We start from the raw sequence: 25,916 nt of genomic DNA, 5'->3' as shown, positions 1-25,916 counted from the left end.
TGTCAGCAGAAAAAGGCAATAGGCAGTAGGTAATAGGCAACAAGTAAAAAAAACTAAATTCTCTCTGTATTTAACTTTCTACTCAGTATTCGGTACTCAGCACTCGTTAATCGGTACTGTTTCTTGTGAGTTACGGTGTCCAAAAAAATTAACAGTATAGCTAGTAATCTTCACTCCTGTTTGTAGCTCAACTCGGTGGATCAACTCTGACGGTAGTTCTATATGCACATCGAGAATTTGATTTGTATCTATACAGTTGACATGACTGTGAGCATCACTAATATTACCGTATAAACGCCCGTCGCAATGTTCAATACACTCAATAATACCCTGACTGGATAGCGCTTCTAAATTTTGATAAACAGAAGTGTGTCCGATTTCTTTACCTTGTTGATTCAAGCGATCATAAATCTCTCTAGCAGAAAGATGTTCATTTGCTTGCCATAATAGCTCTAGTATAAAACGGCGCTGACGGCTGACACGCATACCCAGCAATTGACACCGATCTATAGCATCTTCTAAGGAACGAATTGGTCTCGTAGAAATAGCTTGTTTTTGCATATTTCAGTTTTAACTATCGGGATGGTTTTCCTTTTCAATGACGATTGTTGATTTTTCTCTGCCAGGATATTAAATACAAAATTTTTTGCTTCTACCTATGTTGTTGCTGTTAAGAACGTTAGTTAACATAGGTTTAAGCAAGTTTAAGTAAGTTGGCGTTAAAAAATCAACCTATATAACGAAATGTAACATTAACAAATACGTTGATAATTAGGTCATTTCACTGCTTTTACAAAACTACACATACCTCGGTTTTATTGTGCCAACTTACTTAGCAGTTGATTGGCAGTTATGATGTTAAATCCTAACTCTAAAACAAAGTCATTACAACTTTAGCTTACAAATGCCGTAAATGTCCAGGTGAGGGTAGGTGTACTTTTTGTACAAGTAAATTAAATGATCAATAGTTTATGAGTAACAATTAGTAGATAAAAAAGTGATGAACTGCACTTCAACTCAATAGATAGTAGCGTCAAGTGCTAAAAACTGGTACTGTGGATTCTCGATTCTACTGTTTAAAAACCAAGAAAGCAGCAATCAGTCAATGACAATCACAATCGCCCTCAATAACGACTCCATTAACAATCTGGATTTGTCACCTGCATTAACGGTAATTGAACCACTGCTGCAAGAAGAATCCATTACATCTCAGGAACAGCAATTGTGCTTTGAGATTAACTACACACGGGATGCAAATGATCCAAGAGAGCTTTCAGAAATACCAGAGGTACGGTTGTGGTTTGTGCGTCTTGATGCCAAGTATCCTTGGTTGCCATTTTTACTGGACTGGAAAGCGGGAGAATTTGTCCGTTACACAGCCATGCTAGTACCCCATCAATTTAGTTCTAAAGAAGGGATACAGTACAATCCTGAAGCCTTAGAAATCTTTTTGATGCACAAGATATTTATTTTGAGTGATTGGCTAAAACAGCAAAGCATCCCCACTCAATTCCGGCTCAAGTCTTTAGCACAAATCCTGGGTTATGAATTAGAAGATACTTTTTTTGACATGATTGAAAAGAGTAGGTTGTAACAGTCCGAAATTTTCTGTAGGAACAATTTATGAATTGTCCCTACGCTTTATCAACCACCCCAAATTTTTTCTAAAACGATCGCAGGTGGGATATCTGCCGTTTTTCCAGTGGGGGATTTAATCGCTAGGAACTTATCACTTTTTGGTAACAACTTACCTGGATCTGTAGAACCGAGTAGGGAGATAGTATAGGTTTGGACGGCTACACTTAGTTGTAGTGGCGCACTCTCAATAGAAAGCATTAAACTTGCACCGCCAATTATGGCAGTTAATTTGCCAATATCATCAGGGGAAGTTATTTTGATATCTGGACAAGATTCTTGAAGTGAGCGTACAAATTGCTCATCACCAGCCTCTTTAATTACCATCACTGGTAAATTAGGCTGTTTATTTTGACAATCTTGAATAATTTGTTGCCAACTTGCTACAGGATAACTTGTGTCTGAACGATTGCCAGAACCACCAGATATCAGGATGTAACCTGTTTCATGTACCCCTAAGCGTTTTTGTTCTTGTTGCGCCCATTCCAGATCTGATTTGGGTACATTTACTGCTAAATCTGGGCAAGGTGTGTTAATACCCAAAGGTTGCAATAGGTCATGATACATTGCCGCTAAATATTGGGATGTGTTTAAAGATACAGTGTTAGTGAGAAAACCTGCACCTTTGCCTTTATAGCCAATGCGTGTGGGAATTCCCGTCAACCAAAGTAACAAACCCACAAACCAGCTTGGTTCGACAGTAATGGCGACATCATACTCGCGATCGCGCATCATGCCTACCAAGTTACCCCAATCTGCTAGACTGTTGCGATCTTTGTAATCAAAGGTTAATACCTCGTGAACTGATTTGCTCACTCGGTAGGCAGCCTTTGACCGGGGTTCGACAATGACATCTATTTGAGCGTGGGGATAATCACGCTTTAGATCATCTAAGGTGGCAAAGAAGAGAATTTGATCGCCAATTCCACCAGGTACAAGGGCTACTACACGCATAATATTTATTGACGCTTACTCGCTCCTTATTTTAAGGGAATATAGGTAATATCGTTTTACTTTAAGATTGCTACATCCGACAGGCTGTTCTTGAGTAGGGGCAGATAGGGTAATTCTGCCCAATTTCTAGGAAAAGAGGTAACAATAACTGCATACCACTTAGAACAATATAGACTAATACAATACAGACCAGGTTGAAGCTGAACTCTGATTACACGATTAATGTTTCATAATTATCTGAAGTTTTTAATTCCACTCCCAAGATACTATATAGGTTTTCCTCAAATGTACCGTGCATCGTCATCACCATAGCCAGGATTAATGCTTTAGCCTTTAGTAATATTTCTTGAAATTCCATTTCTGGTTCAGAAAGCGCCACAATACCACCACCAATACCAATAGAAGTTCCATCAGGAGTGAAAATAGCAGTGCGAATAACTATATTTAAATCGCTTGCACCATTCAATCCCAAAAAGCCGATCGCTCCTGAATATACTCCCCGTGCTTCTTGTTCGATTCGGTCAATAATTTGCATAGTTCTAATCTTGGGCGCTCCTGTCATCGATCCTCCTGGAAATGCTGCATGAATACAATCTACGGCTTGGAGATTTGATGGCAAATGTCCACGGATAGTTGTCACCAATTGATGCACTGTGGCGTAAGTTTCTACATCCATTAATTTTGGTACATGAACGCTACCTACTTCACAGACTCGTCCTAAATCATTACGTAACAAATCCACAATCATGAGATTTTCAGCTTGGTCTTTTTCGCTGTTTCGCAGTCGTTCATGTAGACTAAAATCTTCTTCGGGGTTTTCTCCTCGTTGTAGCGTTCCTTTAATGGGCTTGGTTTCCACCCACCCCTGGCGATCAATTTGCATAAATCGTTCTGGAGAGGAACAGGCGATCGCTATCTCACCAAACCGCAAAAACGCAGAGTATGGCGCGGGATTAATCTGCCGTAATCGGCGGTAAAATGTTAATGGATCAGGGCTGATATCAGTGTGAAGTTGATTAGTCAGACAAACTTGATAGGTTTCCCCTTCATGAATTTCCTCTAAACAATGGCGAATATCATTAATATAGTTTTGGTAAGAACGACTTAAATAAAACTTTATTGGTTCACCATTTCCCTTTGCTACAAAGGGAGGAAGAATATTCAAACTTTCCAGTTGTTGTTGGGTCGCATCAAACCAAGTTTCTGATTTTTCTGTTTGTCCTATTTTGACTAATTGCAACAAATAAAGACACTGTTCTTGGTGATCTATAGCAATCATGCGATCGGCTAGTAAAAAAATTGCATCTGGCAATGGTGAAGAATGTACTAATTTTGCTCCACACTCTGCTTTAAGTTCATAACCAAAATAACCCACAAATCCGCAGTTAAAATCAAAAGGTAACTCATCAGTTTGACAACTTCGGAGTCCAATTTCCCGTTTGAGAAATTCAAAAATACTTTCGGTACGACGAGTAACGCTATCTGACTGCGTGATGATCAGTTCTTGAGTTTGAGTATGATAACGTACCAATAAACTGTTTTTCCCCTTGCCATCACCCATAAATGAGAAGCGAGACAGACCCGGTTCTACTCTACTACTATCTAACCAAAAGCTATTTGGTGCTTCCTGAAATAAATGGACAAATATCTGTTCTGTATTCGGACAAATATCCAACTTTCTGGTATGAAGTTCAAACTTCTCTTTTTGCTGACAGATGTCATCAACAGAAGAATAAAGAGATTGATATCCTGGATAATATTGTTGTTCTGAACTTATTGATAATTTCTTTGACAATTGTAGTGTAATATCTCTAAAATTTTTTAATAATGTTGATCCATATTCTGTACAAATAGACTCAGGATGAAACTGTACACCCCAAAAGGGCAGATACCGATGGCGTAATCCCATCACCAATCCATCTTCAGTCCACGCAATTTTTTCTAAACACTCAGGTAATTCATCTGCAACTAATAAAGAATGGTATCGCACCGCAGAAAATGGACTAGGAATACCTTGGAATAATTCAGATTCATGATGATAAATTTTACTTAGTCTACCGTGTCTAACTTCCGGTGCATGAATAACTTTAGCACCATGTAGGTAGCCAAGCCCTTGATGTCCCAAACAAACTCCCAATAAAGGAACATCTATATTATTTTTAATAATTTGCCGACAAACTCCAAAATCTTCCAACTTTTCTGGGCGGCCTGGACCTGGAGAAATCACAATATTGTCAAAGGCAATTTTTTTTAATTCATCCCAGGTGACTTCATTATTACGAATTACTAAGGGATATTTTCCATTTGCCTCAGCAATCATCTGGTACAAATTGAAGGTATAAGAATCATAATTATCAACAATTAGTGTTTGCATATTTTTTTATTGATTAGATATTTTTATGAGGATGTCTAAAAAAACAACAGCAAATATATATAATGTTGCTGATGCCTCCGGCACGCTACCACGAACGCAACAACAAGGGCAGAGTCTGCTTCCAGTAGGGTAAGCAATTACATCAATAAGGTTTAATTAAATGGAATGAAGAAAGTTTAACCATACAGCCAGGAAGATACTTTAAGTATAAATGATTTATCAATCCCTTAAGCGTAAAGTTGTATTTTTAATTACATAATAATCAATCGCTGCAACGCACTTGTATTTCAAGTAGGTCTAACCCGGATTTCTGACAAGAGAAAAAATCATTTGGACAAAAATCTGTGGACTTTGCCGGCTGAATATTGACAACTATGCAACGCAAAAAAAAGCAGTAGAGTATAAAAATTACTAATTCCTAATTCCCTCTTTTGGAGAAATGTTGTGTATTTATTAATTCCTGCCGCAGGTAGTGGTAAAAGAATGGGTGCAGATCGCAATAAACTTTTATTACAAGTGCGATCGCAATCCCTGATTGCTTGGACTTTGTTAGCTGCGGAAGCTGCGAGTTCTATTAGTTGGATTGGAATTATTTCTCAACCTCATGACTGGGAAGATTTTAAAGATATTATAGCTAATCTAAAAATATCAAAGCCCATTGAATTTATTCCCGGTGGTTCTACCCGACAAGAGTCAGTTTACAATGGCTTGCAGGCATTACCAGCAGATGCTCAACAAGTATTAATTCATGATGGTGCTAGGTGTTTAGCTACACCTGATTTACTGAATGCTTGTGCTGAAGCTATTCGCCATTATCGTGGGTTAATTGCCGCTGTACCTGTGAAAGACACAATTAAAATTGTTGATGAAAGTGGCATAATTCAAAGTACACCAGACCGAAGTCAACTTTGGGCGGCTCAAACTCCCCAAGGTTTTGATGTGGAGTTGTTAAAACAATGTCATGCTGAGGGTGTACGTCAAGGGTGGGAAGTCACGGATGATGCGGCTTTATTTGAAAAATGCGGTATTGAAGTACATATAGTGATGGGAGAGGAGACTAATTTGAAAGTTACCACTTCCCAAGATTTAGCGATGGCAGAATTTATCCTCAGTAATAGGTAATTCGTAATTCGTAATTCGTAATTCGTAATTCGTAATTGGAAAGATAGAGGAGAGTATTGTTCTTCTCCTGCCCCCTTGCCCTGAGCGAAGCCGAAGGGCTGCCCCCTGCCCCCTGCCCCCTGCCCCCTGCCTCCTGACTCCTGACTCCTGACTCCTGACTCCTGAACTCCTGCCTCCTGCTTCATAATGTCCAAAAAAAATATACCTATAGCCCTCAAAATAGAAGCAATCCTTTATTTAAAGGGGAAACCCTTGTCTTTGGCTGAGATTGCCGAATATGCTGGGTGCGATCGCGCTACAGCCGAAGAAGGGATAATTGAACTCATGGATGATTATGCCCGTCGAGATAGCGCCTTAGAAGTCGTAGAAAACCCAAATGGTTACAGTTTACAAGTACGGTCAGATTTTCATGATTTAGTACAAACTTTGATACCTGTAGAATTAGGTGTAGGAGCTTTGCGGACTTTAGCTGCGATCGCTCTTAACAGTCCCATTCTGCAAAGCGACTTGATTGAACTCCGGGGTTCAGGAGTATATCAACACGTTCCCGAACTAGTGGAATTGGGTTTTGTTCGCAAACGCCGAGACAGCGATTCTCGTTCGTATTCATTACAAATCACACCGAAATTTCACCAATATTTTCAAATCGATCAACTCCCCCAAATATTCCCCACAGCCGCAAAAGAACAACAACTAGAACTAGAGTTAGAAGTACCTAGTAGTGAGTACTGACTCCTGACTCCTGACTCCTGACTCCTAATACCTGCGAAAAATGCGTTAGGCTTGTACTATGGTTTAAAGTAGAATTAGCAACTAAGCTAAAAGAAATTGCCAATGGTGTTTGATCCTGACTTTTTGAATGACAACTCTGAGCAACACCCTAATCAGCTTTTGAACGATCACTTCGGGGAAAACCCTAATCAGTTACTCAAATATTTACAGCATCAATCTCCCGAAGTCTTAGCCCGTGTAGCCCAGTCTGTTAGCCCGGAAATTAAACAAATCATTTCCCAAAACGTCCAAGGGCTAGTCGGAATGCTCCCAGCAGAAAGTTTTAACGTCCAAATTACTACAGACCGGGATAACTTAGCGGGGCTGTTAGCATCAGCAATGATGACGGGGTATTTTTTGCGTCAGATGGAACAAAGGATGCAATTAGAGCATTTGTCTAATCAATAGTCAATGGTACAGACGTTATAAAATGCGCCTGTACTGTTCACTACTTTTGAGGATAAGTTCCTGATATGACTTTAAAGGTTTGAGTTTTGCCCTTGCGGTTGACTTCAATTTCGAGAACGTCACCGACTGTACTAGAATCAACTATCTTCTGGACTTGGGCTGCAATTTTCACTGGTTTACCGTTGATTTTTTGAATCACGTCTCCGGGGAGTATTCCTCCTTGCTGTGCTGGTGAATTTTCCAGAACTTTCTTAATCGCAATCCCAACATCTGGCTGAATGTTAAGTTTATCTTCCTTATTTAACTGCTGTTTTTTCGTAGGGGAAAGGTCTACCATTTCAATCCCTAAAAAAGGGTGGTCTGCTCGTCCTTTGGTAAATAGCTCTTTAGCAATACGAGCAGCAGTTTCAATGGGGATAGCAAAACCGAGTCCTTGAGCATCAGCGCGAATAGCGGTATTAACACCGATTACCTCACCTTGAGCATTTAAGAGGGGTCCACCGGAATTACCAGGGTTAATGGCTGCATCCGTTTGGATAAAGCTAACGCGTTTATCGGGAACACCAACTTGGGCGCTGGTGCGATCTGTGGCACTGATAATGCCAATAGTGACAGTATTATCTAAACCTAAAGGATTGCCAATAGCGATCGCCCATTGACCAGGAATTAAGTTTTGAGAATTGCCTAACTTAACTATAGGCAACTTATCAGCCGGAATTTTGACCACTGCTACATCTGTCACCGTATCAACTCCTACCACCTTGCCCTCAAAAGTCCGACCGTCTTTAAGGGTAACTAGCACTGTATCTGTATCTGCTACTACGTGAGCATTAGTCAATAATTCCCCATTTTCGCTCAAAATAAAACCTGAACCTGTACCACGTTCAATTCTTTCTTGGGGAATTGGTTCTTCATCCTCCCCGAAAAAACGACGAAACAGGGGATTTTTCAAAGCTTCAGAAATCGGATTTGCCACTTTGCGAGTCGCATTAATTCGTACAACCGCAGGCCCTACTTTCTGTACAGCAGCAGCAATAAAATTTACATTATCACCTCCAACAGCATTTCCCACTCCTTGAGCAGGATAAGCAGTAAGAGATTCTGGAGGTAAAGCGGCAGTGACATTTTTTAGCTCTTGAAACGAGCGATTGTATGGCACGAAATATCGACTACCAAAAACACCTGCACCACCGCCAACCACCACCAAACTCAGATAAACGGCCAGTTGCTTCACAGATAACTTCATATTAATTAATTAAGAATAATTAAGCTGACAGAAAGACAGTTACTAATTTCTAAGTGTAGTCAAGCAATTGATAACTGAAAAGATGAATTTATATCATTTTGACTACACAATTGGGGATCACCTCCAGTCAAGCAAAAAAATTACCCCATCTTTACAATTACCCAACTAAAATCTAGAATTAGCGATCTCTGGACTTGTTGACATGAGTTTTCCCTTTCGTTCCATGTTTCTCTGTAGCTTAGTTAGCACTTTCGGACTAATCTCCACATTCCTACAACCGGAAAGTGCCAATGCAGCCAGTTGTCAAACTCCTGCCCTATCTCGTATCCAACGCCATCAAGTTACTCGTGGCGAAACTGTGGAGAGCATAGCACAGGGCTACAAGCTGATGCCAGCAACAATCATCAACATGAATCCATCAGTAAACAACGGTACAGTCGCAGCTGGTACTCAACTTCAGATTCCTCCCTTCAATGGAACTGTCGTAGAAGTACCTCGTGAGCAAACTTGGCGACAAGTCGCCGCTAGGTACAAAGTCCGTCCAGATACATTGTTTGAGATTAATGGTTGCCAACAAAACCCTAGAGTTGTTTTTGTGCCAGTTGTTCCTGGAGTGATAGCATCACCTAATCGTATTATTGCTGCTTCTCCTACACAAACTGCACCATCTGCAACAATAACAGGTTATCCCTTACCGAATGGGACAACTGTAGCCTTAGCTTATGGTTGGCAAATAGAACCGACATCAGGTAAAGTTTTTTTTCATAGTGGTGTCGATTTAGTAGCACCAGTGGGTACTTCTGTGGAAGCGATCGCACCAGGCATTGTAGTATTTGCTAAAGATCAAGGTAGTTATGGCAAGTTAGTAATAATTAACCACGTTGGCGGCTATCAGAGCCGTTACGCCCAACTTGAGACAATAAATGTCACTTTGGGTCAAATGATTAAAGCAGGCGAAACAATTGGAACTGTCGGCACTACAGGAACACCAACTTCCAGAGAACCCCATCTACATTTTGAAATGCGTTTTAATGGTTCCCTGGGTTGGGAAGCAAAAGATCCCAAAGCTTATTTCACAAAATAAGTCTTGGAGACTGGGAACTGGATAAAAGGTTTTCCAACTACCAATTACCAATTACCAATTGTTCCGTTGATTTAATAATGTGCATTCCCGCTTCAGCAAATCTAGCAAATGTCGCATTAGCTGATTCTGTATAGTCAACTACTCCCAGAACCACAACAGGAGAAGTGCAATCTTCGAGTAGATAGATTTTATTTGTTAGGGTGCTATCTACCTGCTTTATTTCTGTTAATAAATCATCAATTGTCCAAGCAACACAATGACTTTTAGCTTGTCCACCAATAATCACCGCATCAAATTCTAAAAGTTGTTTGATTAAATTTGTATTTTTTTTAGCAATTGGCTGTTCGTCAAAACCTACTAAAACTTCTGGACGTAAAATAGAATAATTTTCAGTTAAAGGATTTTCACCTTTTAATTCAAATTGGGTTTGACTTTGACGGGCAATACTATGAAAAAATATCGCTTCTTCTACTGATGAAACCAAAGCATGACCAATTCCCCCTAACATGGAATGATAAGGCCAAACTGTTAATGGGTATTTCCCGTTTTGGCTAAGTTGTTTTACATAATGAAAAGCCTGCTGTTTTAATAATTCATAATCGCCATTAGTGACACTATTAGCAACTGCTGGGTTAACTTGCCAAATTCCCTTTTCTATATCTGCGGGTGTAATGTTAGTAGCTGCTGGTGTTGGGTGTTCCCCATCTGCATTTATCCAAAAAATAGGATGAAATATTTGCATCGCTGAGTGAGTATCCAGCGTAGGAACAATTTTTGTAATTACTCCCAAATTGCGATAAATAAATTCACACAATCTTTTATTATCATCAACTGCACCAGTTCCAGTTTGTCCACCTACATATAATTCAAAATCAGGAATGCAAAAGGTATTTTGGACATCAATTAATAATAGACAAATGCGGGTTTTATCTAAAGCTGCTGGTGAGATATTTTGTTGTTTTGCAAATGTTTCCGCTTCAGCCGCACGTTGTTGGTAAGGTACACGCCATACTGCACCTACTTTTGCAGGGTTGAAGTGTGCGGGAATGGGGAGTTGGATCCGGGTAGTCATAAGTGTATTAAAACTTGGTAACAGATAGGTTTGGATAGTGGAAAACCGCAGTAGCCAATGTTAAGAAAAGTAACCTGATACTTGATAATTTTAATTCTGTCAGGTATTCTGATGAAACCTTAGTAAGTATAGTTTAATGCTTTTGCTGTGTTAACGCTACTAATTGACCAGTACGAAAAAGAACTTCAGATTTTAGAAGAATCTACCAAAGTATTACCTAAAGAAATTTTACAAGTTTTTTTGGTGCGCGATCGCATCCAGAAATTATTAACTGACAAAACAGATGTTCCAGCAGACATTCTGTTGAAATTATTTGAATTTGATGAACGCTTAAAAAAACAAGCAAATAAAATTAATCAAAAAGCACAATTAGATACATGGCGTAATAGTCTAGAAATACCTGTTAATCATTGGTGGTGGTTTTTAAAACCAGAAAGTCATCGTTTTGATAAAAATGATTGGCTATGGAACTCTTTAACTATTGCTTCTTTAACTGCATCATTGAGTTTATTAGTTGATATTTCTACAAGATTTTTAGGGGGTGGAGTAGGATTTGGTAGTGCTTTAGGAACAATTTTTCCTAGTGTTTTAACTTTATTTACAGCAGGAGGAGTATTAACAGCAACCGGAAAAATAGTCATTGAAAAAATGTTATCTAAAATGCTAATTCCGGCATATTTTTTGGCAGAAGCTAAATTGGTAATTTCATTATTACTAGTAGGATTTTTATTTGCAATTAAAGTTGGACTACCTTCCATAGCTGAACATTGGTACATTCAACCAGCATCTCAAGATTATAAAAATGATGATTGGGATAAGGCTATCTCTAAATATGAAAAAGCTATTAGTCTCGATCCAGACAATTCTATAGCCCACAATCAATTAGGATTTATTTATGAACAATTACAAGATTTAGAAAAAGCTAGAAGTGAATACCGTCTAGCAGTCCAGGGAAAAGTATTAACGGCATATAATCGGTTAGCAAGGTTATATTTATTAGAAAAAAAACCAGATGAAGCTGTTTCTATTCTCCATATATTAGAGTCTTTGACCAAGAAAGTAAATAAAGATGAAACAATGGAAACTATTTTATTGAAATATCAACTATATAAAAATTTTGCTTGGTCAAGATTTCAGCAGAGAGATTACAAAGAAACAAGAAGAAGATTAAATGACTCAATTGTTTACTATAATAAATTACCCAATGATGAGAAATATAAAGATGGTGCTGTTCATTGCTTACTGGCTGAAGTTTTGGTTGCAGAGTTTAAAAATAAAAAAATATCCAATGTTAATCAACAAAAAATAGCTGAAGAATATGACTTGTGTCATGCTGAAGGTAATCCCCGGTTACCAGAAATAGACAGATGGATAAACATTGCTAAAAAATATTCGGAAACTTTAAAGAAAGGAGAAAAATAATGTCTGCGACAATTATATCTTTTACAGGTAATGTAAAAATAAGAAAACCACCTAAAGCTCCTGTTAAATTTATTGCCCCTAGAAAGTTGAAATTTGGTGAACTATTAGTTATCCAAAGTGGGAGTGCAAAAGTGATTTGTGATGCAAATCCTCTAGAAGTCAAAGAAGTAAGTGATGATGATCAATATTCTCTAAGTTCTTTTTGTGGAGCAGTTCCTCCAAACAATGAAAAAGCAAATGACCTAATTGTAAAACTAGGAACAATTCAATGGGAATTAGCCGAAATTAAGTTACAGCAGGGAGAAATAAAAGAAGCTAAAACTTTATTAGAAAATGCTGCAAAAAACTTTGCTCAAATAGAAGATGAAGAAACAGTTAATTTTTTGAACCAGAAAATTATGGAATTATAGCAGTCAAAATTTCAGATAGCCAAAAACAATGCTGTGAATAATATACCCAATTTATTCGATAAATTGGGTATTTGCTTTTTTATTCATTTACCTCAAAATAGTTGTTTAATAGTTTCTAGAGGTAAAAACATTTCTAAAGTATTATCCAATAGACTAACAAAACCATAACGTTGATAATAAGCTTTCGCTTTCTCATCTTTAGCATCAACAAATAAACCAATTACTCCCGCATTTTCAGCAATTACTAAAGCCCGTTTCATCGCTTCAATCATCAGAATTTCACCAATTCCTTGATATTGCCAGTCTTGGGTGACAGCCAACCGCGCAAGTTTAACGCCGGGAACTTTTGTAGGGTATTTTTTAGCAAGTTGTGGCGGTAACTTTTCGGTTTGTACCTCAGAAATAGACAAAGTAAAAAAGCCAATAATGGTTTTAGGTTGTTCCGTTTCAACTAAAACAAAAGTGCGAGAAATCCCTTTTTGAATATGCTGACGTGCGGTGCGTGTCAAAAATTGATTTAGTATCTCATTTCCACAATTAAAACTTTCGCGATTATGGGATTTATTCAGAAGTTCAATAATTTTCACGGAAAAATTCTTTATGTTTAACAGCCGCAGCTTTTAAAGCTGAATTAGGTTCAGGAGGATTTTCAATTAGGCTAAAAACTGTATCAGCATCTCGTTGGGATAAATTAATTACCCGTTCTGCTTCTAGAATTTTGTGAGCTTCTTTGAGGGCTGACTGAACCAAAAACTGGTTTAAAGTTGCTCCAGATAGGGCTGCTGCTTGTTCCAAAGTTTCCTTTACCTGAGAGGAAATCCTTGCTGTCACCCTTGCATCATTGACAGAAGAAGTGGAAGACATAGCTGATTTTGGATGTGTATGGAACTCCATTTTAACGCTAAGGTGTCATTTTGTCACCACAATACATAAAATGATGTAACTGATGTTCCTTTTTTTCACCAATCCATCACCCAAAACAGCCCCAACTGTGGCAATCTGAGAAGCAGAACCCCTTGCAATCTGATATTTTAGCTACAGAAAATCTACCTGTTTAGATTATGCAAACGCTGCCAACTCTTGAAACTATCAACACCACATCCACTGAACCTGCCTTTGATACAGCTATCAAACGCCGCAAAACCCGCGCAGTCAAAGTAGGAGATGTCACCATTGGGGGAGGCTACCCCGTCGTGGTGCAATCCATGATTAATGAAGACACCCTAGATATTGACGGTTCTGTTGCTGGTATTCGTCGCCTCCATGAAATAGGCTGCGAAATTGTCCGTGTCACAGTACCCAGTCTCGCACACGCGAAAGCGTTGGCGGAAATCAAGCAAAAATTAATTAAAACTTACCGTGATGTACCAATCGTTGCCGACGTACATCACAACGGCATGAAAATCGCCTTGGAAGTCGCCAAACATATTGAAAAAGTGCGAATTAATCCAGGGTTATATGTATTTGAAAAGCCAAATACTACCCGCACTGAATATACTAAAAACGAATTTGATGAAATTGGCGAAAAAATCCGCGAAACTTTAGCACCTCTCGTAGTTTCCTTGCGAGATCAAGGTAAATCAATGCGAATTGGCGTAAATCACGGTTCTCTAGCCGAAAGAATGCTATTTACCTACGGTGACACCCCAGAAGGCATGGTGGAATCAGCCATAGAATTTATTCGCATTTGTGAATCTTTGGACTTTCACAACTTGGTAATTTCCATGAAAGCCTCACGGGTTCCAGTGATGGTAGCAGCCTATCGGTTAATGGCCAAGCGCATGGACAACTTGGGTATGGACTATCCTTTACACCTGGGCGTAACCGAAGCAGGTGATGGGGAATATGGCAGAATTAAATCTACAGCCGGAATTGCCACACTATTAGCAGATGGTATCGGTGATACAATTCGCGTTTCCTTGACAGAAGCACCAGAAAAAGAAATTCCTGTCTGTTACAGCATTCTGCAAGCTTTAGGTTTGCGGAAAACAATGGTTGAGTATGTCGCTTGTCCTTCCTGTGGACGGACTTTATTTAACCTAGAAGAAGTGCTACACACAGTCAGAGAAGCCACCAAACATTTAACAGGCTTAGACATTGCCGTGATGGGTTGTATTGTCAATGGCCCTGGAGAAATGGCAGATGCTGACTATGGCTATGTCGGCAAAACTCCCGGTTACATTTCTTTATATCGTGGCAGAGAAGAAATTAAAAAAGTCCCAGAAGCTCAAGGTGTAGAAGAGTTAATCAACCTCATTAAGGCAGATGGACGTTGGGTTGAACCTTAAAGGGACTGATGAGATGGGGAGATGGGGATTGGGGATAATCACCATTACCCATTACCCATTACCAATCACCAATTACTAATCCCTGTGTTAGATTGGGCATACTGACTATAAATTTTCCCTCTGACACAGCTGTCATTATGGTGATTACAAAGAGTAGGCTTGTTTTAGGTGCTACGGCAGTGACGCTTTCTACAATTGCGGTTACTAGTCTTGGTATTCATTCTCGTGGTCAGGCTTTATTTAAAGCAAGTCCCAAGGAATTGATAGATGAAGTTTGGCAGATTGTTCATCGCCAATATGTAGACGGCACTTTTAATCAGGTAGATTGGCAGGCTGTTCGTAAGGAATATTTAAGCAAGTCCTACACTAATCAAGAGGAAGCTTATAAGTCCATCCGGGAAATGCTTAAAAGGCTAGAAGACCCTTACACCCGGTTTATGAACCCAGAGGAATTCAAGAGTATGCAAGTTGATACCTCTGGAGAACTCACAGGTATTGGTATCACTATCAGCCAAGATGAAAAAACTAAGCAATTGGTTGTGATTGCCCCAATTGAAGATACTCCTGCTTTTAAAATAGGGATTCTGGCTAAGGATGTGATCCTAGAAATTGATGGCAAAAGTACTCAAGGAATGGACACTAACCAGGCTGTATCCTTAATTCGTGGTGAACCAGGAAAGCCCGTTAGGCTAACAATTCAGCGTAATGGTCAGAAAAAACAGTTCAACATCACACGGGCGCGGATTGAAATCCATCCGGTCAAGTATTCTGAGAAGCAAACCCCGGCTGGTAATCTTGGCTACATTCGCCTGAATCAATTCAGTGCCAATGCTGGCAAGGAAATGAGAGAGGCAATTACTAAGTTAGAAGCTAAAAAAGTATCTGGCTACATTTTGGATCTGCGTGGAAACCCAGGTGGTTTATTATTCTCCAGTGTAGACATTGCCCGGATGTGGTTAGATAGGGGAATCATTGTTTCTACGATTGACCGCCAAGGTGAGCAAGAACGGGAAATAGCTAGGGGTCGTGCTTTGACAACTAAACCATTGGTGGTTTTAGTGGATAAGGGTTCAGCTAGTGCCAGTGAAATTCTCTCCGGTGCTTTGCAGGATAATAAACGTGCTGTTGTTGTGGGTTCACAAACCTTTGGTAAGGGTTTAGTGCAGTCTGTGCGGCCTTTGGAAGATGGATCAGGATTAGCAGTGACAATTGCCAAATATCACACTCCTAGCGGTAAAGATATTAATAAGCATGGTATTGATCCAGATGTAGTGGTAGATTTAACCGATGCCCAAAAAGAAAATTTATGGTTACGGGAACGGGATAAATTGGCTACTTTAGAAGATCCCCAATTTGCCAAAGCAGTAGAAATTTTGGGTAAAAAAGCTGCTCAAAATACCATGCCAACAAATACAAATTAAATCCAAAATCTCAAATCTAAAACAAATCTAAAATTAGATGGGTTGGCATTTTCCAGCCCTAATTAGTCCTACACGCCGAGCTAGAGCTTCCCCTTCTGAACTAAAAGGCCCCCATTTCTCGATAATTTCTGGGTTATTGTCCTCGAATTGTGGGCTGGGGACTATTTCACATTTTTCAGATTTGCGCTTGACAATATACCAAGTTTGTGTATTTTGTTCTGTCATTTGAAAATTTTGATTTGTAGTTGACTTACTATAAATGCAAGATAATAATGCAATTATTACATTAATCAATTGAATTGGTTACATAAATAACAGATGATAGGAACGACATTGTTTGTTACTGCTATCACCCACTACAGAACACACAAAGTAGTGGGTTTTATCTTTTCTTCAGGATTTTGATTGATGTCAGACTCCATTCATTCACAACCAATCTCATATCAGAGTCTTTGTAGAGACTGTGCTTTTTTTATGCAGATGAAATGCACTCACCCTGATGAATTTGGGGTTAATTGTGCTACTGTCATTTTCTGTAATTCCTTTACTCCAGCAGTAGAAGTTGACAGTCCTTGTGTGACTTTCGGTAATGATGATTAATATTCATTAGGTTTCGCGCACAGACGCAAAAATCTAAAAAGATTTTATGGTTTTGTTGTTCCTGAATCTGGCTGGATTAAAATAGGCATTCCTCCCTTTTCCGAACCAAGAACTACAATTTTAGAATTATTAGACTGAGCAAGTTTTTCTGTAGCTTCAATTGCGCGTAATTGCAACACTTGATTAGTAAGTCCACCGGAAATAATTTTTTGAGAATCAGCTACACCTTTGGCTTCAATTCGCTTCCTTTCAGCTTCTTGACGCTCTTTTTCTAAGACAAATTTCATTTGCTCATTTTGTTGTTCTGCTTTGAGTTTTTCTTGAATTGCTGTTTGCAGAGTATCCGGCATTTTTATATTTCTCAAAAGTGCTTGGTCAACAATAAAACCTAAATTTGTTATCTGGGGGGTGAGTTGTTGATCAATTTTTTGAACTATTTCTTGGCGTTGTGTTGAGTAAATTGCACTAGCTGGATAGTTTGCTGTAATAGCACGGACGGTAGAACGAAATCTGGAAATTATTAATTCTTTTTCATCAGTTCCAATTGTTGTATATACTATCGCTGCTTTCTGAGGATCAAGTCTATATTGAAGACTAACATCAAGATTTAAACTCAAACCTTCTTGAGATGTTGTGTCTATGTTTTCCTTGATATCTTTAAGACGAGTGGAAAAATTGAGAACTTTGGCAAAGGGGTTAACTAAGTGGACACCAGAATCAAGGGTATTATCAGAAACTTTACCAAAGAAGTTGACAATGCCGACATTTCCTGGTGGAACAATCACCAAAAGTCTGGAAATTGAAGCTAGTAAGGCAATACTACCAATCAATATGGTAATTCCACGGACTGCAATTTGAGTCTTGGCGTTGGTAATTTTGCCTGTTTGGAGATATATGAGACTTGCTATGAGACTGGTGAGGAGGGAGAATATAAAGCCCATAAAGTTTTCCTGTGTTGTTAAGATGTTATATATACTTAACATACAAGTATAATCATGGCTTTAAGGTTTGGTCATCAATAGGTGATTTTAAATTGGGGTTATTTTTGTATTGGGTTTCTGTAGATTCTCCGTTTACTACAGATGAATGTTTAAATCAAGATTATTTACCACAATAACCTTGATTTTTTTCTTATCATTCCTCTTTACTTTGCGTCTTTGCGCCTTTGCGTGAGATAAAAAACGGAAGGTAGAACCTTCCTGATAGCATTCCCAGTCAGAGACTGGGAACGAGGGAACGAGGTAGGAGGTTTAACTATTTACCGTTACTATTTACGCCATTATTACCATTAGTGAGAATGCGTTCAGCCAGTTTTTCTGGGACTTCTTGGAGATGATCTTGTTCCCAATGGAAAGAACCAACGCCTAAAGTGAGCGATCGCAATTCTACAATAAAATTCTGCATTTCCGCTTGGGGTAAATATGCAGCTACGTTATCCCAACCAGGCCAATCATGTCTACCTTCATAACCCAAAATCTGCCCCCGTCTACCACTCAGCAATTGCAACACCTTAGAGGTAAACTCATTGGGAGTAGTCACATCTACCTTTAAAATCGGCTCTAACAAGGTCGGTTGGGCTTGGGGTATACCCGTCTGCATTGCCAAACGCGCAGCTTGTTTAAAAGCCTGTTCCGAACTATCAACGCTGTGATAAGAACCATTGGTTAATGTCACTGCAACATCTACGATAGGGAAACCCAAAGGCCCGTGGGTGAGAAATTCCCGCACTCCCATTTCCACCCCAGGAATGTACTGTCTAGGAACCACACCACCAACAATTTTTTCATTAAAATTGAAACCTTCCCCTCTTGGTAAAGGTTGAATATCTAAAAATACATCCCCAAATTGTCCATGTCCACCGCTTTGATGTTTATAGCGTCCATGAACCGAGTTTACAGATTTACGAATAGTTTCTTTATAGGGAACTTGGGGTAAATGAGTAGACATAGGCAAATTATATTTGCGACGCAATCTATCTAAAGCAACTTGCAAATGTATTTCACCTTGTCCCCAAAGAATAACTTCGTGGGTGTCTCCATGTTGTTCCCAATTTAAAGCCGGATCTTCTTCCAATAACTTGGTAATAGCAGCACTAAGTTTGACTTCATCATTGCGTTTTTCTGGTGTAATTGCTAGAGCAAAAACTGGTTCTAATTGTTCAGCTTTTGGTAATTCCATCATTTGGGAATCTGTAGAAATTGTATCTCCAGTTTTAATTCCCTCCAACCGACTTAAAGCAACAATTTCTCCAGCGACAGCTTCATTAATTTGCTGTTGTTGTTGTCCCATTAAACGGTAAAGACCACCAGCACGAACACCATTTAAAACAATACCATCAGTTAATGTACCTTGCCAAACTCGCACTAAAGAAAGTTTACCACCTTGGGGAGTATAAAAGGTTTTGAGAACTTGTGCTAAGGGAGTATCGCTGATTTTACTTAAACGCCGTTCTCTTGTGATTTCTGGTTCTGGTGCTTCCCTTAACAGTGCTTCTAATAAAGGTCTGACACCATAATCTTGTTCTGCAACACCAAAGAAAACTGGTACAACTAAATCTGCACCTAATTCTAATTTTAAATCTTTGAGAATTTCCTCTTGGGGAGGTTCGATATCTTCTAAAATTTCTTCGAGTAAATGATCATCAAAATTTGCCAAAGCTTCCAACATTTCTGCTCTGGCTATATGTTCTTCTACTTTTAATTCTTCGGGAAAAGGGATAGAATCAGCAGGTGCGCCGGGATGATATTGATATGCTTGTTCACTTACCATATCAATAAATCCTGTGAGTTGTTCCCCTTGCATAATGGGGTATTGGTGAGCAACTAAAGGACGACTAGAAACGGCTTTCAGGGCGTGTAATGTTTCTAAAACGTGAATATTTGCCCTATCCATTTTATTCACAAAAACGATATGGGGAATTTCCCAATTATCAAGGAATTTAAATAATGGTGCGAGTGTAAGTACACGTTCCCGTATCGGTTCGCAAACAACAATTGCGGCATCGACTCCCATTAAAGCATTATATGTTTCTTGGGCAAATTCTACTGAACCGGGACAGTCTATAAATGTGAAGCGAGTATTTTCATATTCGGTATTAGCTGCGGATACTTCAACACTCATGCGTCGGTCGCGGGCTTCGTTGGCGCTATCTCCGACTGTGTTACCATCTTTAACGTTACCTTTGCGAGAAATCGCTCCGGTGACAAATAACAAACTTTCGAGTAAAGTGGTTTTTCCACTTAAATAAGGGCCAACAATGGCCACATTCCGCGAACCGGATTTTACTTTTTCGTTCATAAATCCTCCTTGCGGTGATTCCCTTAACCGCATTCTGTGTTTTTCAGGAGTAATTCATTTCTGGTTCAGGAGAATTATTCCTGCTGTAATTTTTTATTATCCTCCTTTTAATCTAAAGATAAAAAAATCGTTGCTTGTTGTAAGATTTACTTTAAGAAGATTTAAGTAGTACTAAGTTTTATTCTGAATCTAAAATTTTTGTAAAATAATTCGTTTGTCACAATATTTTCTATCTAGTAAATTTATGACATTACCATTAAAACAATATTCTCTCATTGGAATTGTCAGTTTGCTGGTACTAAATGTAAATATTAGTCCAGTAATTTCAACTTCTCCCCCAGTCAACTCAACTCAATTGAATATAAAACCTCTCTCCTACAAGGAAAGAGGCTTTAACCCGGATTTCCCTGGTTGGGGGGTTAGGTCTTTGTTAGCTCAATCTACCCGTCAAGCGGCGTTAGATTGGTTAAATCGAGGCTTACAGGCGATTCAGGGGGGAAATATGCAAGATGCAATTACCGCTTTTCGTCAAGCAATTCAACTAGATTCGACGTTAGCGCCGGCGCATTATAATCTAGGTTTAGCACTGCGACAAGCGGGACAACTGCAACCAGCAGCAGATGCATTTTATCAAGCGACGCAAGCAGATCCTCAATTTGCTCCGGCTTTTGCTAATTTAGGAGGTGCGTTGTTAGAAGGGAATAATTTACAGTTAGCGGTTGATTATTTACAACGATCGCTACAGCTAGATCCGCAACTGGGCTTTGCCCATTATAACTTGGGATTGGTGAAAGAACTGCAAAAAGACTGGGAGAGTGCGATCGCATCTTTTCAAAAAGCCATCACATATAGTCAGAATTCCCCAGAACCAGCCTATCATTTAGGGATGTCTTATTTGCAACAAGGTAAAATTCAATTAGCAAAGGAAGCCTTTAGCAAAGCAATAGCCATAAATCCCAGATATGCAGAGTCTCATTATAATCTTGGTTCAATTTGGTTTAATCAGGGCAAATTTAACGAAGCATTAGCAGCTTTTAGAAAATCAGCCGAAGTAAATCCCAATTATGCTGATGCTTATTATGGTGCAGGATTAGTTTTTATACAATTAAAGCAATATTCAGAAGCTGTAAAAGTATTCCAATATGCCAGAGATTTATATAAAACTCAGAATAATTCCCAATGGGCAATAAATGCCGAAAAATTGTTAATCCAGACACAAAACTTAAATAACAAACCACGCTGAGGCGTAAACCATTAATTTTACGTAAAAATAAGTTAATTGGGTGAACTGGCTGGTGTGGTCTGAATCCCAATAGGAATGAAAATGCATACGCAGAAACGCTTCAAGAGTCGATTTTTATTTTTTGACCGCTGGTTAGATCGTCATGCAATTGTTCGTAACATGGAGGCCTTCCAAGACTTAATTGTCATTTTCCTCTGTTTATCCTTGTTTGCAGTCATGTTAGTACAATTGTGGGGAATATTTATTTCTCTTAGCCAGTCACTAGACTACAAACAAGTAACAGCTAAAATGTTATTTGTGTTGATTTTAGTTGAGTTATTTCGACTACTCATGGTTTACTTACAAGAGCATAGTATTGCTGTTGGTGTAGCAGTCGAAGTAACAATTGTTTCTGTTCTCAGAGAAGTTGTTGTTCACGGTGCGCTAGAAATTTCTGGAATACAGACAGCAGCAATTTGTGGCTTATTGTTGATGTTGGGTGGACTATTATTAGTGTGTGCGAAAACACCACACATGGATTGCATGAGTGCTAACACAAAGTTTTGCCCAATTGTGCATCAAGGACGTAGAGAACAGGAAAATGAACTAGAATTTCGATATTCACGAACCTGTGACGAAAACCAACCTCCTGCATAAATAAGCCAACAGACATCATTCTCTGGCTAGATAAACCAAGCCATAAAAGTAGCAAGTGGGAATTATAAATGCTTGAGGCTGCACTAGCAGCCTTGATACTTTTCCCTCAGCTTTTAGGTAGATGAATGACTATTTTAGAGTGAGTATAAATTAATTATAAACTTTAAAAAGGGTAAATTTATGACTACTGGTAACGGGCAATCTCAACTACCAATTAGTAATTTAGAGTACGATTTCATTACCGTACTTCACAATAAAGCTGAAGCAGTGCAAGCTTACGAACGTTATATCCAAGATGCACAAGAAGCTAATTCTCAGCCTTGTGTAGAACTGTTTCAAAAATTGCGTCAGTCAGAAATTGAAGAAGCACAAGAAATTCGTCACCATCTGCAACAAGTGATGGCACACGGAAAAATGTAAAGTTGAAATTTGTATGGTGCGTTATGCTATCGCTAATGCACCATTGACATTTTTGAATATAACTTTTAAGAGGATGTTTGAAAACTTGGTCGTGTGGTATCTAACACTTGTAGATCCCCCTAAATCCCCCTTAAAAAGGGGGACTTTGAGAAATTTATCCCTGGCTTTTTAAGGTGAGTTGGGTGGATCTCAATCAATTCTGATAATTTTCAAACATCCTCTAAGCTAACTGTTCACTCTCTTATTGAAAATAGGGATTTAGATGGGTATAAATCCTGTAATAGTCTTTGTAAAACTTGTTTTAAAACCATCGCAGTCCAATCAATATCTGCTGCTGTTGTCTGTTTTCCTAAAGTTAATCTAATTCCTCCCAAGGCTGCTGTTTGAGAATAACCCATTGCTAATAAAATCGGACTGGGACTTAATTTTCCACTATGACAAGCAGAACCTGCACTAATTCCAATTCCCGCTAAATTTAACTGACGCACCAATGTTTTACCGCTGATTTTTTCACCATCTGCATATTCTAGAAAAAAACTGAGATGATGGGGTAAACGGTTAATTTTGTCACCTGTGGGAATTAAACCGGGAACATCTGCTAAATTAGTGAACAAGCGATCGCGCAATTCTATCAATCTTACCCTTTCTGTCTCTAACTCTTTTGCCGCTAATTCCGCAGCCACTCCAAACCCTGCAATAGCTGGTGTCGCTTGTGTCCCTGAACGCAGTCCGTTTTCCTGGCCACCACCACCCAAGACTGGTCTGATATTCACACCTGGACGCACATATAAAGCACCTGCACCCAAAGGCCCATATAATTTATGACTAGATAAACTCAATAAATCAACAGGTAAAGTTTCCACATCTAAAGGTAAACGTCCTGCAACTTGAACCGCGTCTGTATGGAACAAAGCACCATGTGTTTTGGCAATTTTCCCCAATTCCTCAATAGGTTGAACAGTCCCCACTTCGCTTTGTCCATAAATCACAGATACCAAAACGGTGTTCCGTCGCAAAGCTGCTTTTAAATCGTTAGGGTCAACTCTTCCTTTGCTATCTACCCCCAAGTGGGTAACTTTCCAACCCCACATTTTTAACATTTGCACCGTTTCAGAAATAGCCGAATGTTCCACGCTAGAAATAATTATATGTTGGGGAACAGCGTAATTACGCACAATACCCATAATTGCTAAGTTGTCTGCTTCTGTTCCTCCAGAAGTGAAAATAATTGATTCGGGGACAGCGTTAATTAAACCCGCAACTTGCATTCTCGCTGTTTCCACAACCAAAGCTGCACGGTTGCCCCATTCGTGTAAACTAGAAGGATTACCCCATTCTTGAGTTAAGACTGCTTGCATTTTAGCGATCGCTTCTGGACGAGTGGGAGTAGTTGCACTGTAATCTAGATATATTTGCATAAAATTAATAGTTGAGCGAGATAACACACTGGTAAAATATTGCCGAAATTATCATGTACGAGTACTTTTATGTATATAGGGAATTTTTAGCTTTTTTGGCGCAGTCAGGTTTCTACACACAGCAGATTGCAGATCAATAAAGTACATAATCTAAATTTAACGCCAGACACCAAGCCAGTTTTACTCCTGAATTCTACATAATTCGACATACACCTTTTGGGGAATAATAAATACATTAACCCTGAATTCACTTTTAGCAGGTTACCGTGTCTATTTTCCCTCACCAAAGATATTTATCTTATATCTTTTTATTACTATTTACCCTCATCGGTTGTCAAAAAGTCCAGTCTTCAAATCAGCTTTTAGCACCATTACCCCAAGATCCATTAATTCAAGTTTACTTCAATCATTCTCAATCCTCCAAATATCAAGAAACATATCGTTCACAAACCCGCTTAGGTGATGATTTAGAAAAACAGATTGTAGATGTTATATCCCAAGCAAAATCTACAATAGATGTAGCAGTACAAGAATTGCGTTTACCCAAAATTGCCCAAGCACTAGCAGAAAAACAAAAAGCTGGGGTTAAAGTGAGGATAATTTTAGAAAATAACTATTCTCGTCCTTGGAGTAGTTTAACCGCAAATGAAGTCCAGAAACTAGAAAAAAGGGAACAAGAACGATATAACGAATTTCGTAAATTTGTTGATATCAACCAAAATAATCAAATCACACCAGCAGAAATTAATCAACGTGATGCTTTAGTAATTATCCAAAATGCCCAAATTCCTTGGATAGATGATACCGCTGATGGTTCTAATGGCAGCAGTTTAATGCATCATAAATTTGTAATTGTCGATAATCGCTTTGTCGTGATTACTTCAGCTAATTTTACTTTTAGTGATACTTCTGGGGATTTAACAAATTTTACCAGTTTAGGTAATACCAATAATTTATTAAAAATCGATAGTCCTGAATTAGCAACCTTATTTACCCAAGAGTTTAACATCATGTGGGGTGATGGGGTAGGAGGAAAACCAGATAGTAAATTTGGAGTTAAAAAGCTTGTCCGTTTACCCAAAGAAATTACTTTAACTAATACTAAAATTACCGTACACTTTTCCCCTACATCCTCAAGGGAAATTTGGAGTAATAGTAGTAATGGGTTAATTGCTAAAACATTAGAAACAGCCACAAAATCTGTTGACATGGCATTATTTGTATTTTCCGATCAAAAACTTGCCAATATCCTAGAAAAGCGCCATGCAGAAAATGTAGAAATTCGTGCTTTAATTGAACCCCAATTTGCATATCGTCCCTATAGTGAAGCTTTAGATATGATGGGTTTATCTTTAAGTGATAACTGCAAATATGAACTTAATAACCGTCCTTGGAAAAATTATATTTCTACTGTTGGAGTAACAATTTTAGCCAAAGGGGACTTACTACATCATAAATTCTCACTAATTGATAAAAAAACCGTAATTACAGGTTCACATAATTGGTCAGAAGCTGCTAATAACGGTAATGATGAAACTTTAGTGGTAATTGAAAATCCTACAGTTGCGGAGCATTATCAACGTGAGTTTAACCGTCTTTACACCAAAGTTAAACCAGGTTTACCACCAAATATTCAAGCTAAAATTGATGCACAAGTAAAAAAATGTCCTCAAATTCAAACTCCTTTATCTCTGGGAAAATTAGGCACTACAACAGTCAATCTCAACACAGCAAGCCAGTCAGAATTAGAAACACTGCCAGGAGTGGGTAAGAAATTAGCCCAAAAGATAATTATTGCCCGTCAAAAACAAAAATTTACATCCTTACAAGATATAGAAAAAATACCCGGTATTAGTGCTAAAACTTTAGAAAAATGGCAAGAACGTGTAACATGGTAATCTAATTGTTAATTCCCAAGCCTCTGTATATTACTCATTAAACTCTATCTAAAGTATAGTCATCCAAGTTGTTAGTTAAAGCAAGAGTAACAGGAAAAATAGAGTTTAATCATTAATTTTGCCAATTACCAGCAACTTAGTTTAGTAATATAAATATCTGCTTCTAGAAAGAGGCAAAATAATCACTAAATTACTAA

24 protein-coding genes are annotated in these 25,916 nt (G+C 38.6%); 13 read left to right on the top strand and 11 right to left on the bottom strand.

Features of this window, described 5'->3' with window-relative positions; all coding sequences use genetic code 11:
• Positions 1-96 precede the first annotated feature (96 nt).
• Positions 97-561 (bottom strand): Fur family transcriptional regulator, encoded by a 465-nt coding sequence (locus ACSQ6I_RS09005; protein WP_438890018.1) that lies wholly within the window; start codon positions 559-561, stop codon positions 97-99.
• Positions 562-1,105: 544 nt separating this feature from the next.
• On the opposite strand from ACSQ6I_RS09005, the gene ACSQ6I_RS09000 reads away from it, so the two are divergent.
• A complete protein-coding gene (locus ACSQ6I_RS09000) occupies positions 1,106-1,594 on the top strand; it encodes a CRR6 family NdhI maturation factor (protein WP_438890017.1) in 489 nt (162 codons plus the stop codon).
• A 50-nt stretch (positions 1,595-1,644) separates the two neighbouring features.
• Here ACSQ6I_RS09000 and ACSQ6I_RS08995 read toward each other — a convergent pair whose 3' ends face one another.
• Both ACSQ6I_RS08995 and pabB read right to left on the bottom strand, forming a co-directional pair.
• Positions 1,645-2,589, bottom strand: a complete 945-nt coding sequence (locus ACSQ6I_RS08995; RefSeq protein ID WP_438890016.1) for a glycosyltransferase family 9 protein — start codon at positions 2,587-2,589, stop codon at positions 1,645-1,647.
• Between the two features lie 211 nt (positions 2,590-2,800).
• The gene (gene pabB / locus ACSQ6I_RS08990) at positions 2,801-4,963 is read right to left on the bottom strand and encodes an aminodeoxychorismate synthase component I (protein ID WP_438890015.1); all 2,163 of its coding nucleotides are present in this window, start codon (positions 4,961-4,963) and stop codon (positions 2,801-2,803) included.
• A 444-nt stretch (positions 4,964-5,407) separates the two neighbouring features.
• Between pabB and ispD the strand changes: the two genes are divergently transcribed.
• The 3 genes from ispD to ACSQ6I_RS08975 all read left to right on the top strand — a co-directional run bounded on the left by ispD (position 5,408) and on the right by ACSQ6I_RS08975 (position 7,264).
• Positions 5,408-6,085: a 2-C-methyl-D-erythritol 4-phosphate cytidylyltransferase gene (gene ispD, locus ACSQ6I_RS08985; RefSeq protein ID WP_438890014.1), complete on the top strand. Its 678-nt coding sequence runs from the start codon at positions 5,408-5,410 to the stop codon at positions 6,083-6,085.
• 186 nt (positions 6,086-6,271) lie between these two features.
• Positions 6,272-6,817: an SMC-Scp complex subunit ScpB gene (gene scpB, locus ACSQ6I_RS08980; protein ID WP_438890013.1), complete on the top strand. Its 546-nt coding sequence runs from the start codon at positions 6,272-6,274 to the stop codon at positions 6,815-6,817.
• 102 nt (positions 6,818-6,919) lie between these two features.
• On the top strand, positions 6,920-7,264 hold the full coding sequence (locus ACSQ6I_RS08975; protein ID WP_015214169.1) for a DUF760 domain-containing protein: 345 nt from the start codon (positions 6,920-6,922) through the stop codon (positions 7,262-7,264).
• 40 nt (positions 7,265-7,304) lie between these two features.
• Here ACSQ6I_RS08975 and ACSQ6I_RS08970 read toward each other — a convergent pair whose 3' ends face one another.
• Positions 7,305-8,510 carry an HhoA/HhoB/HtrA family serine endopeptidase gene (locus ACSQ6I_RS08970; RefSeq protein WP_438890012.1) on the bottom strand — a complete coding sequence of 402 codons (1,206 nt, stop codon included), beginning with the start codon at positions 8,508-8,510 and terminating at the stop codon, positions 7,305-7,307.
• A 202-nt stretch (positions 8,511-8,712) separates the two neighbouring features.
• Between ACSQ6I_RS08970 and ACSQ6I_RS08965 the strand changes: the two genes are divergently transcribed.
• The gene (locus tag ACSQ6I_RS08965) at positions 8,713-9,594 is read left to right on the top strand and encodes a LysM peptidoglycan-binding domain-containing M23 family metallopeptidase (protein WP_438890011.1); all 882 of its coding nucleotides are present in this window, start codon (positions 8,713-8,715) and stop codon (positions 9,592-9,594) included.
• Positions 9,595-9,631: 37 nt separating this feature from the next.
• On the opposite strand, the gene ACSQ6I_RS08960 is transcribed toward ACSQ6I_RS08965, so the two are convergent.
• Positions 9,632-10,666 (bottom strand): isochorismatase, encoded by a 1,035-nt coding sequence (locus tag ACSQ6I_RS08960; RefSeq protein WP_438890010.1) that lies wholly within the window; start codon positions 10,664-10,666, stop codon positions 9,632-9,634.
• A 147-nt stretch (positions 10,667-10,813) separates the two neighbouring features.
• Here ACSQ6I_RS08960 and ACSQ6I_RS08955 point away from each other — a divergent pair, with 147 nt between their 5' ends.
• Positions 10,814-12,088 (top strand): tetratricopeptide repeat protein, encoded by a 1,275-nt coding sequence (locus ACSQ6I_RS08955; protein WP_438890009.1) that lies wholly within the window; start codon positions 10,814-10,816, stop codon positions 12,086-12,088.
• On the top strand, positions 12,088-12,498 hold the full coding sequence (locus ACSQ6I_RS08950; RefSeq protein ID WP_438890008.1) for a hypothetical protein: 411 nt from the start codon (positions 12,088-12,090) through the stop codon (positions 12,496-12,498). The genes ACSQ6I_RS08955 and ACSQ6I_RS08950 overlap by 1 nt, the downstream gene beginning before the upstream one ends.
• A gap of 92 nt (positions 12,499-12,590) precedes the next feature.
• Here the strand turns inward: ACSQ6I_RS08950 and ACSQ6I_RS08945 are convergent, their stop codons facing one another.
• Positions 12,591-13,007: a GNAT family N-acetyltransferase gene (locus ACSQ6I_RS08945; RefSeq protein WP_438890007.1), complete on the bottom strand. Its 417-nt coding sequence runs from the start codon at positions 13,005-13,007 to the stop codon at positions 12,591-12,593.
• Positions 13,008-13,071: 64 nt separating this feature from the next.
• A complete protein-coding gene (locus ACSQ6I_RS08940) occupies positions 13,072-13,362 on the bottom strand; it encodes a DUF1778 domain-containing protein (RefSeq protein WP_438890006.1) in 291 nt (96 codons plus the stop codon).
• Positions 13,363-13,559: 197 nt separating this feature from the next.
• Here ACSQ6I_RS08940 and ispG point away from each other — a divergent pair, with 197 nt between their 5' ends.
• Both ispG and ctpC read left to right on the top strand, forming a co-directional pair.
• Positions 13,560-14,786, top strand: coding sequence for a (E)-4-hydroxy-3-methylbut-2-enyl-diphosphate synthase (ispG, locus tag ACSQ6I_RS08935; RefSeq protein WP_438890005.1), 1,227 nt, complete (start codon positions 13,560-13,562; stop codon positions 14,784-14,786).
• 137 nt (positions 14,787-14,923) lie between these two features.
• The gene (gene ctpC / locus ACSQ6I_RS08930) at positions 14,924-16,207 is read left to right on the top strand and encodes a carboxyl-terminal processing protease CtpC (RefSeq protein ID WP_438890004.1); all 1,284 of its coding nucleotides are present in this window, start codon (positions 14,924-14,926) and stop codon (positions 16,205-16,207) included.
• A gap of 33 nt (positions 16,208-16,240) precedes the next feature.
• Here the strand turns inward: ctpC and ACSQ6I_RS08925 are convergent, their stop codons facing one another.
• The 3 genes from ACSQ6I_RS08925 to ACSQ6I_RS08915 all read right to left on the bottom strand — a co-directional run bounded on the left by ACSQ6I_RS08925 (position 16,241) and on the right by ACSQ6I_RS08915 (position 20,104).
• A complete protein-coding gene (locus ACSQ6I_RS08925; protein ID WP_438890003.1) occupies positions 16,241-16,432 on the bottom strand; it encodes a DDE transposase family protein in 192 nt (63 codons plus the stop codon).
• A gap of 419 nt (positions 16,433-16,851) precedes the next feature.
• A complete protein-coding gene (locus ACSQ6I_RS08920) occupies positions 16,852-17,748 on the bottom strand; it encodes a prohibitin family protein (protein ID WP_438890292.1) in 897 nt (298 codons plus the stop codon).
• A gap of 313 nt (positions 17,749-18,061) precedes the next feature.
• Positions 18,062-20,104 carry an elongation factor G gene (locus ACSQ6I_RS08915; RefSeq protein WP_438890002.1) on the bottom strand — a complete coding sequence of 681 codons (2,043 nt, stop codon included), beginning with the start codon at positions 20,102-20,104 and terminating at the stop codon, positions 18,062-18,064.
• Positions 20,105-20,348: 244 nt separating this feature from the next.
• Here ACSQ6I_RS08915 and ACSQ6I_RS08910 point away from each other — a divergent pair, with 244 nt between their 5' ends.
• From ACSQ6I_RS08910 to ACSQ6I_RS08900, 3 genes are all read left to right on the top strand, one after another.
• Positions 20,349-21,347 carry a tetratricopeptide repeat protein gene (locus tag ACSQ6I_RS08910; RefSeq protein ID WP_438890001.1) on the top strand — a complete coding sequence of 333 codons (999 nt, stop codon included), beginning with the start codon at positions 20,349-20,351 and terminating at the stop codon, positions 21,345-21,347.
• Between the two features lie 81 nt (positions 21,348-21,428).
• On the top strand, positions 21,429-21,983 hold the full coding sequence (locus ACSQ6I_RS08905; RefSeq protein ID WP_438890000.1) for a phosphate-starvation-inducible PsiE family protein: 555 nt from the start codon (positions 21,429-21,431) through the stop codon (positions 21,981-21,983).
• A 180-nt stretch (positions 21,984-22,163) separates the two neighbouring features.
• Positions 22,164-22,403 (top strand): hypothetical protein, encoded by a 240-nt coding sequence (locus ACSQ6I_RS08900; RefSeq protein ID WP_438889999.1) that lies wholly within the window; start codon positions 22,164-22,166, stop codon positions 22,401-22,403.
• Positions 22,404-22,636: 233 nt separating this feature from the next.
• Here ACSQ6I_RS08900 and ACSQ6I_RS08895 read toward each other — a convergent pair whose 3' ends face one another.
• Complete coding sequence (locus ACSQ6I_RS08895; protein ID WP_438889998.1) at positions 22,637-23,821, bottom strand: cysteine desulfurase family protein; 1,185 nt, start codon at positions 23,819-23,821, stop codon at positions 22,637-22,639.
• 266 nt (positions 23,822-24,087) lie between these two features.
• On the opposite strand from ACSQ6I_RS08895, the gene ACSQ6I_RS08890 reads away from it, so the two are divergent.
• Positions 24,088-25,719 (top strand): DUF655 domain-containing protein, encoded by a 1,632-nt coding sequence (locus ACSQ6I_RS08890; RefSeq protein ID WP_438889997.1) that lies wholly within the window; start codon positions 24,088-24,090, stop codon positions 25,717-25,719.
• The last annotated feature ends 197 nt before the right edge of the window (positions 25,720-25,916 follow it).

This window comes from Anabaena sp. WFMT (assembly GCF_051781005.1).
Taxonomy (GTDB): domain Bacteria; phylum Cyanobacteriota; class Cyanobacteriia; order Cyanobacteriales; family Nostocaceae; genus Anabaena.
The sequence above is the reverse complement of the archived record's forward strand: the minus strand, read 5'-3'. Positions and strand labels throughout refer to the sequence as shown.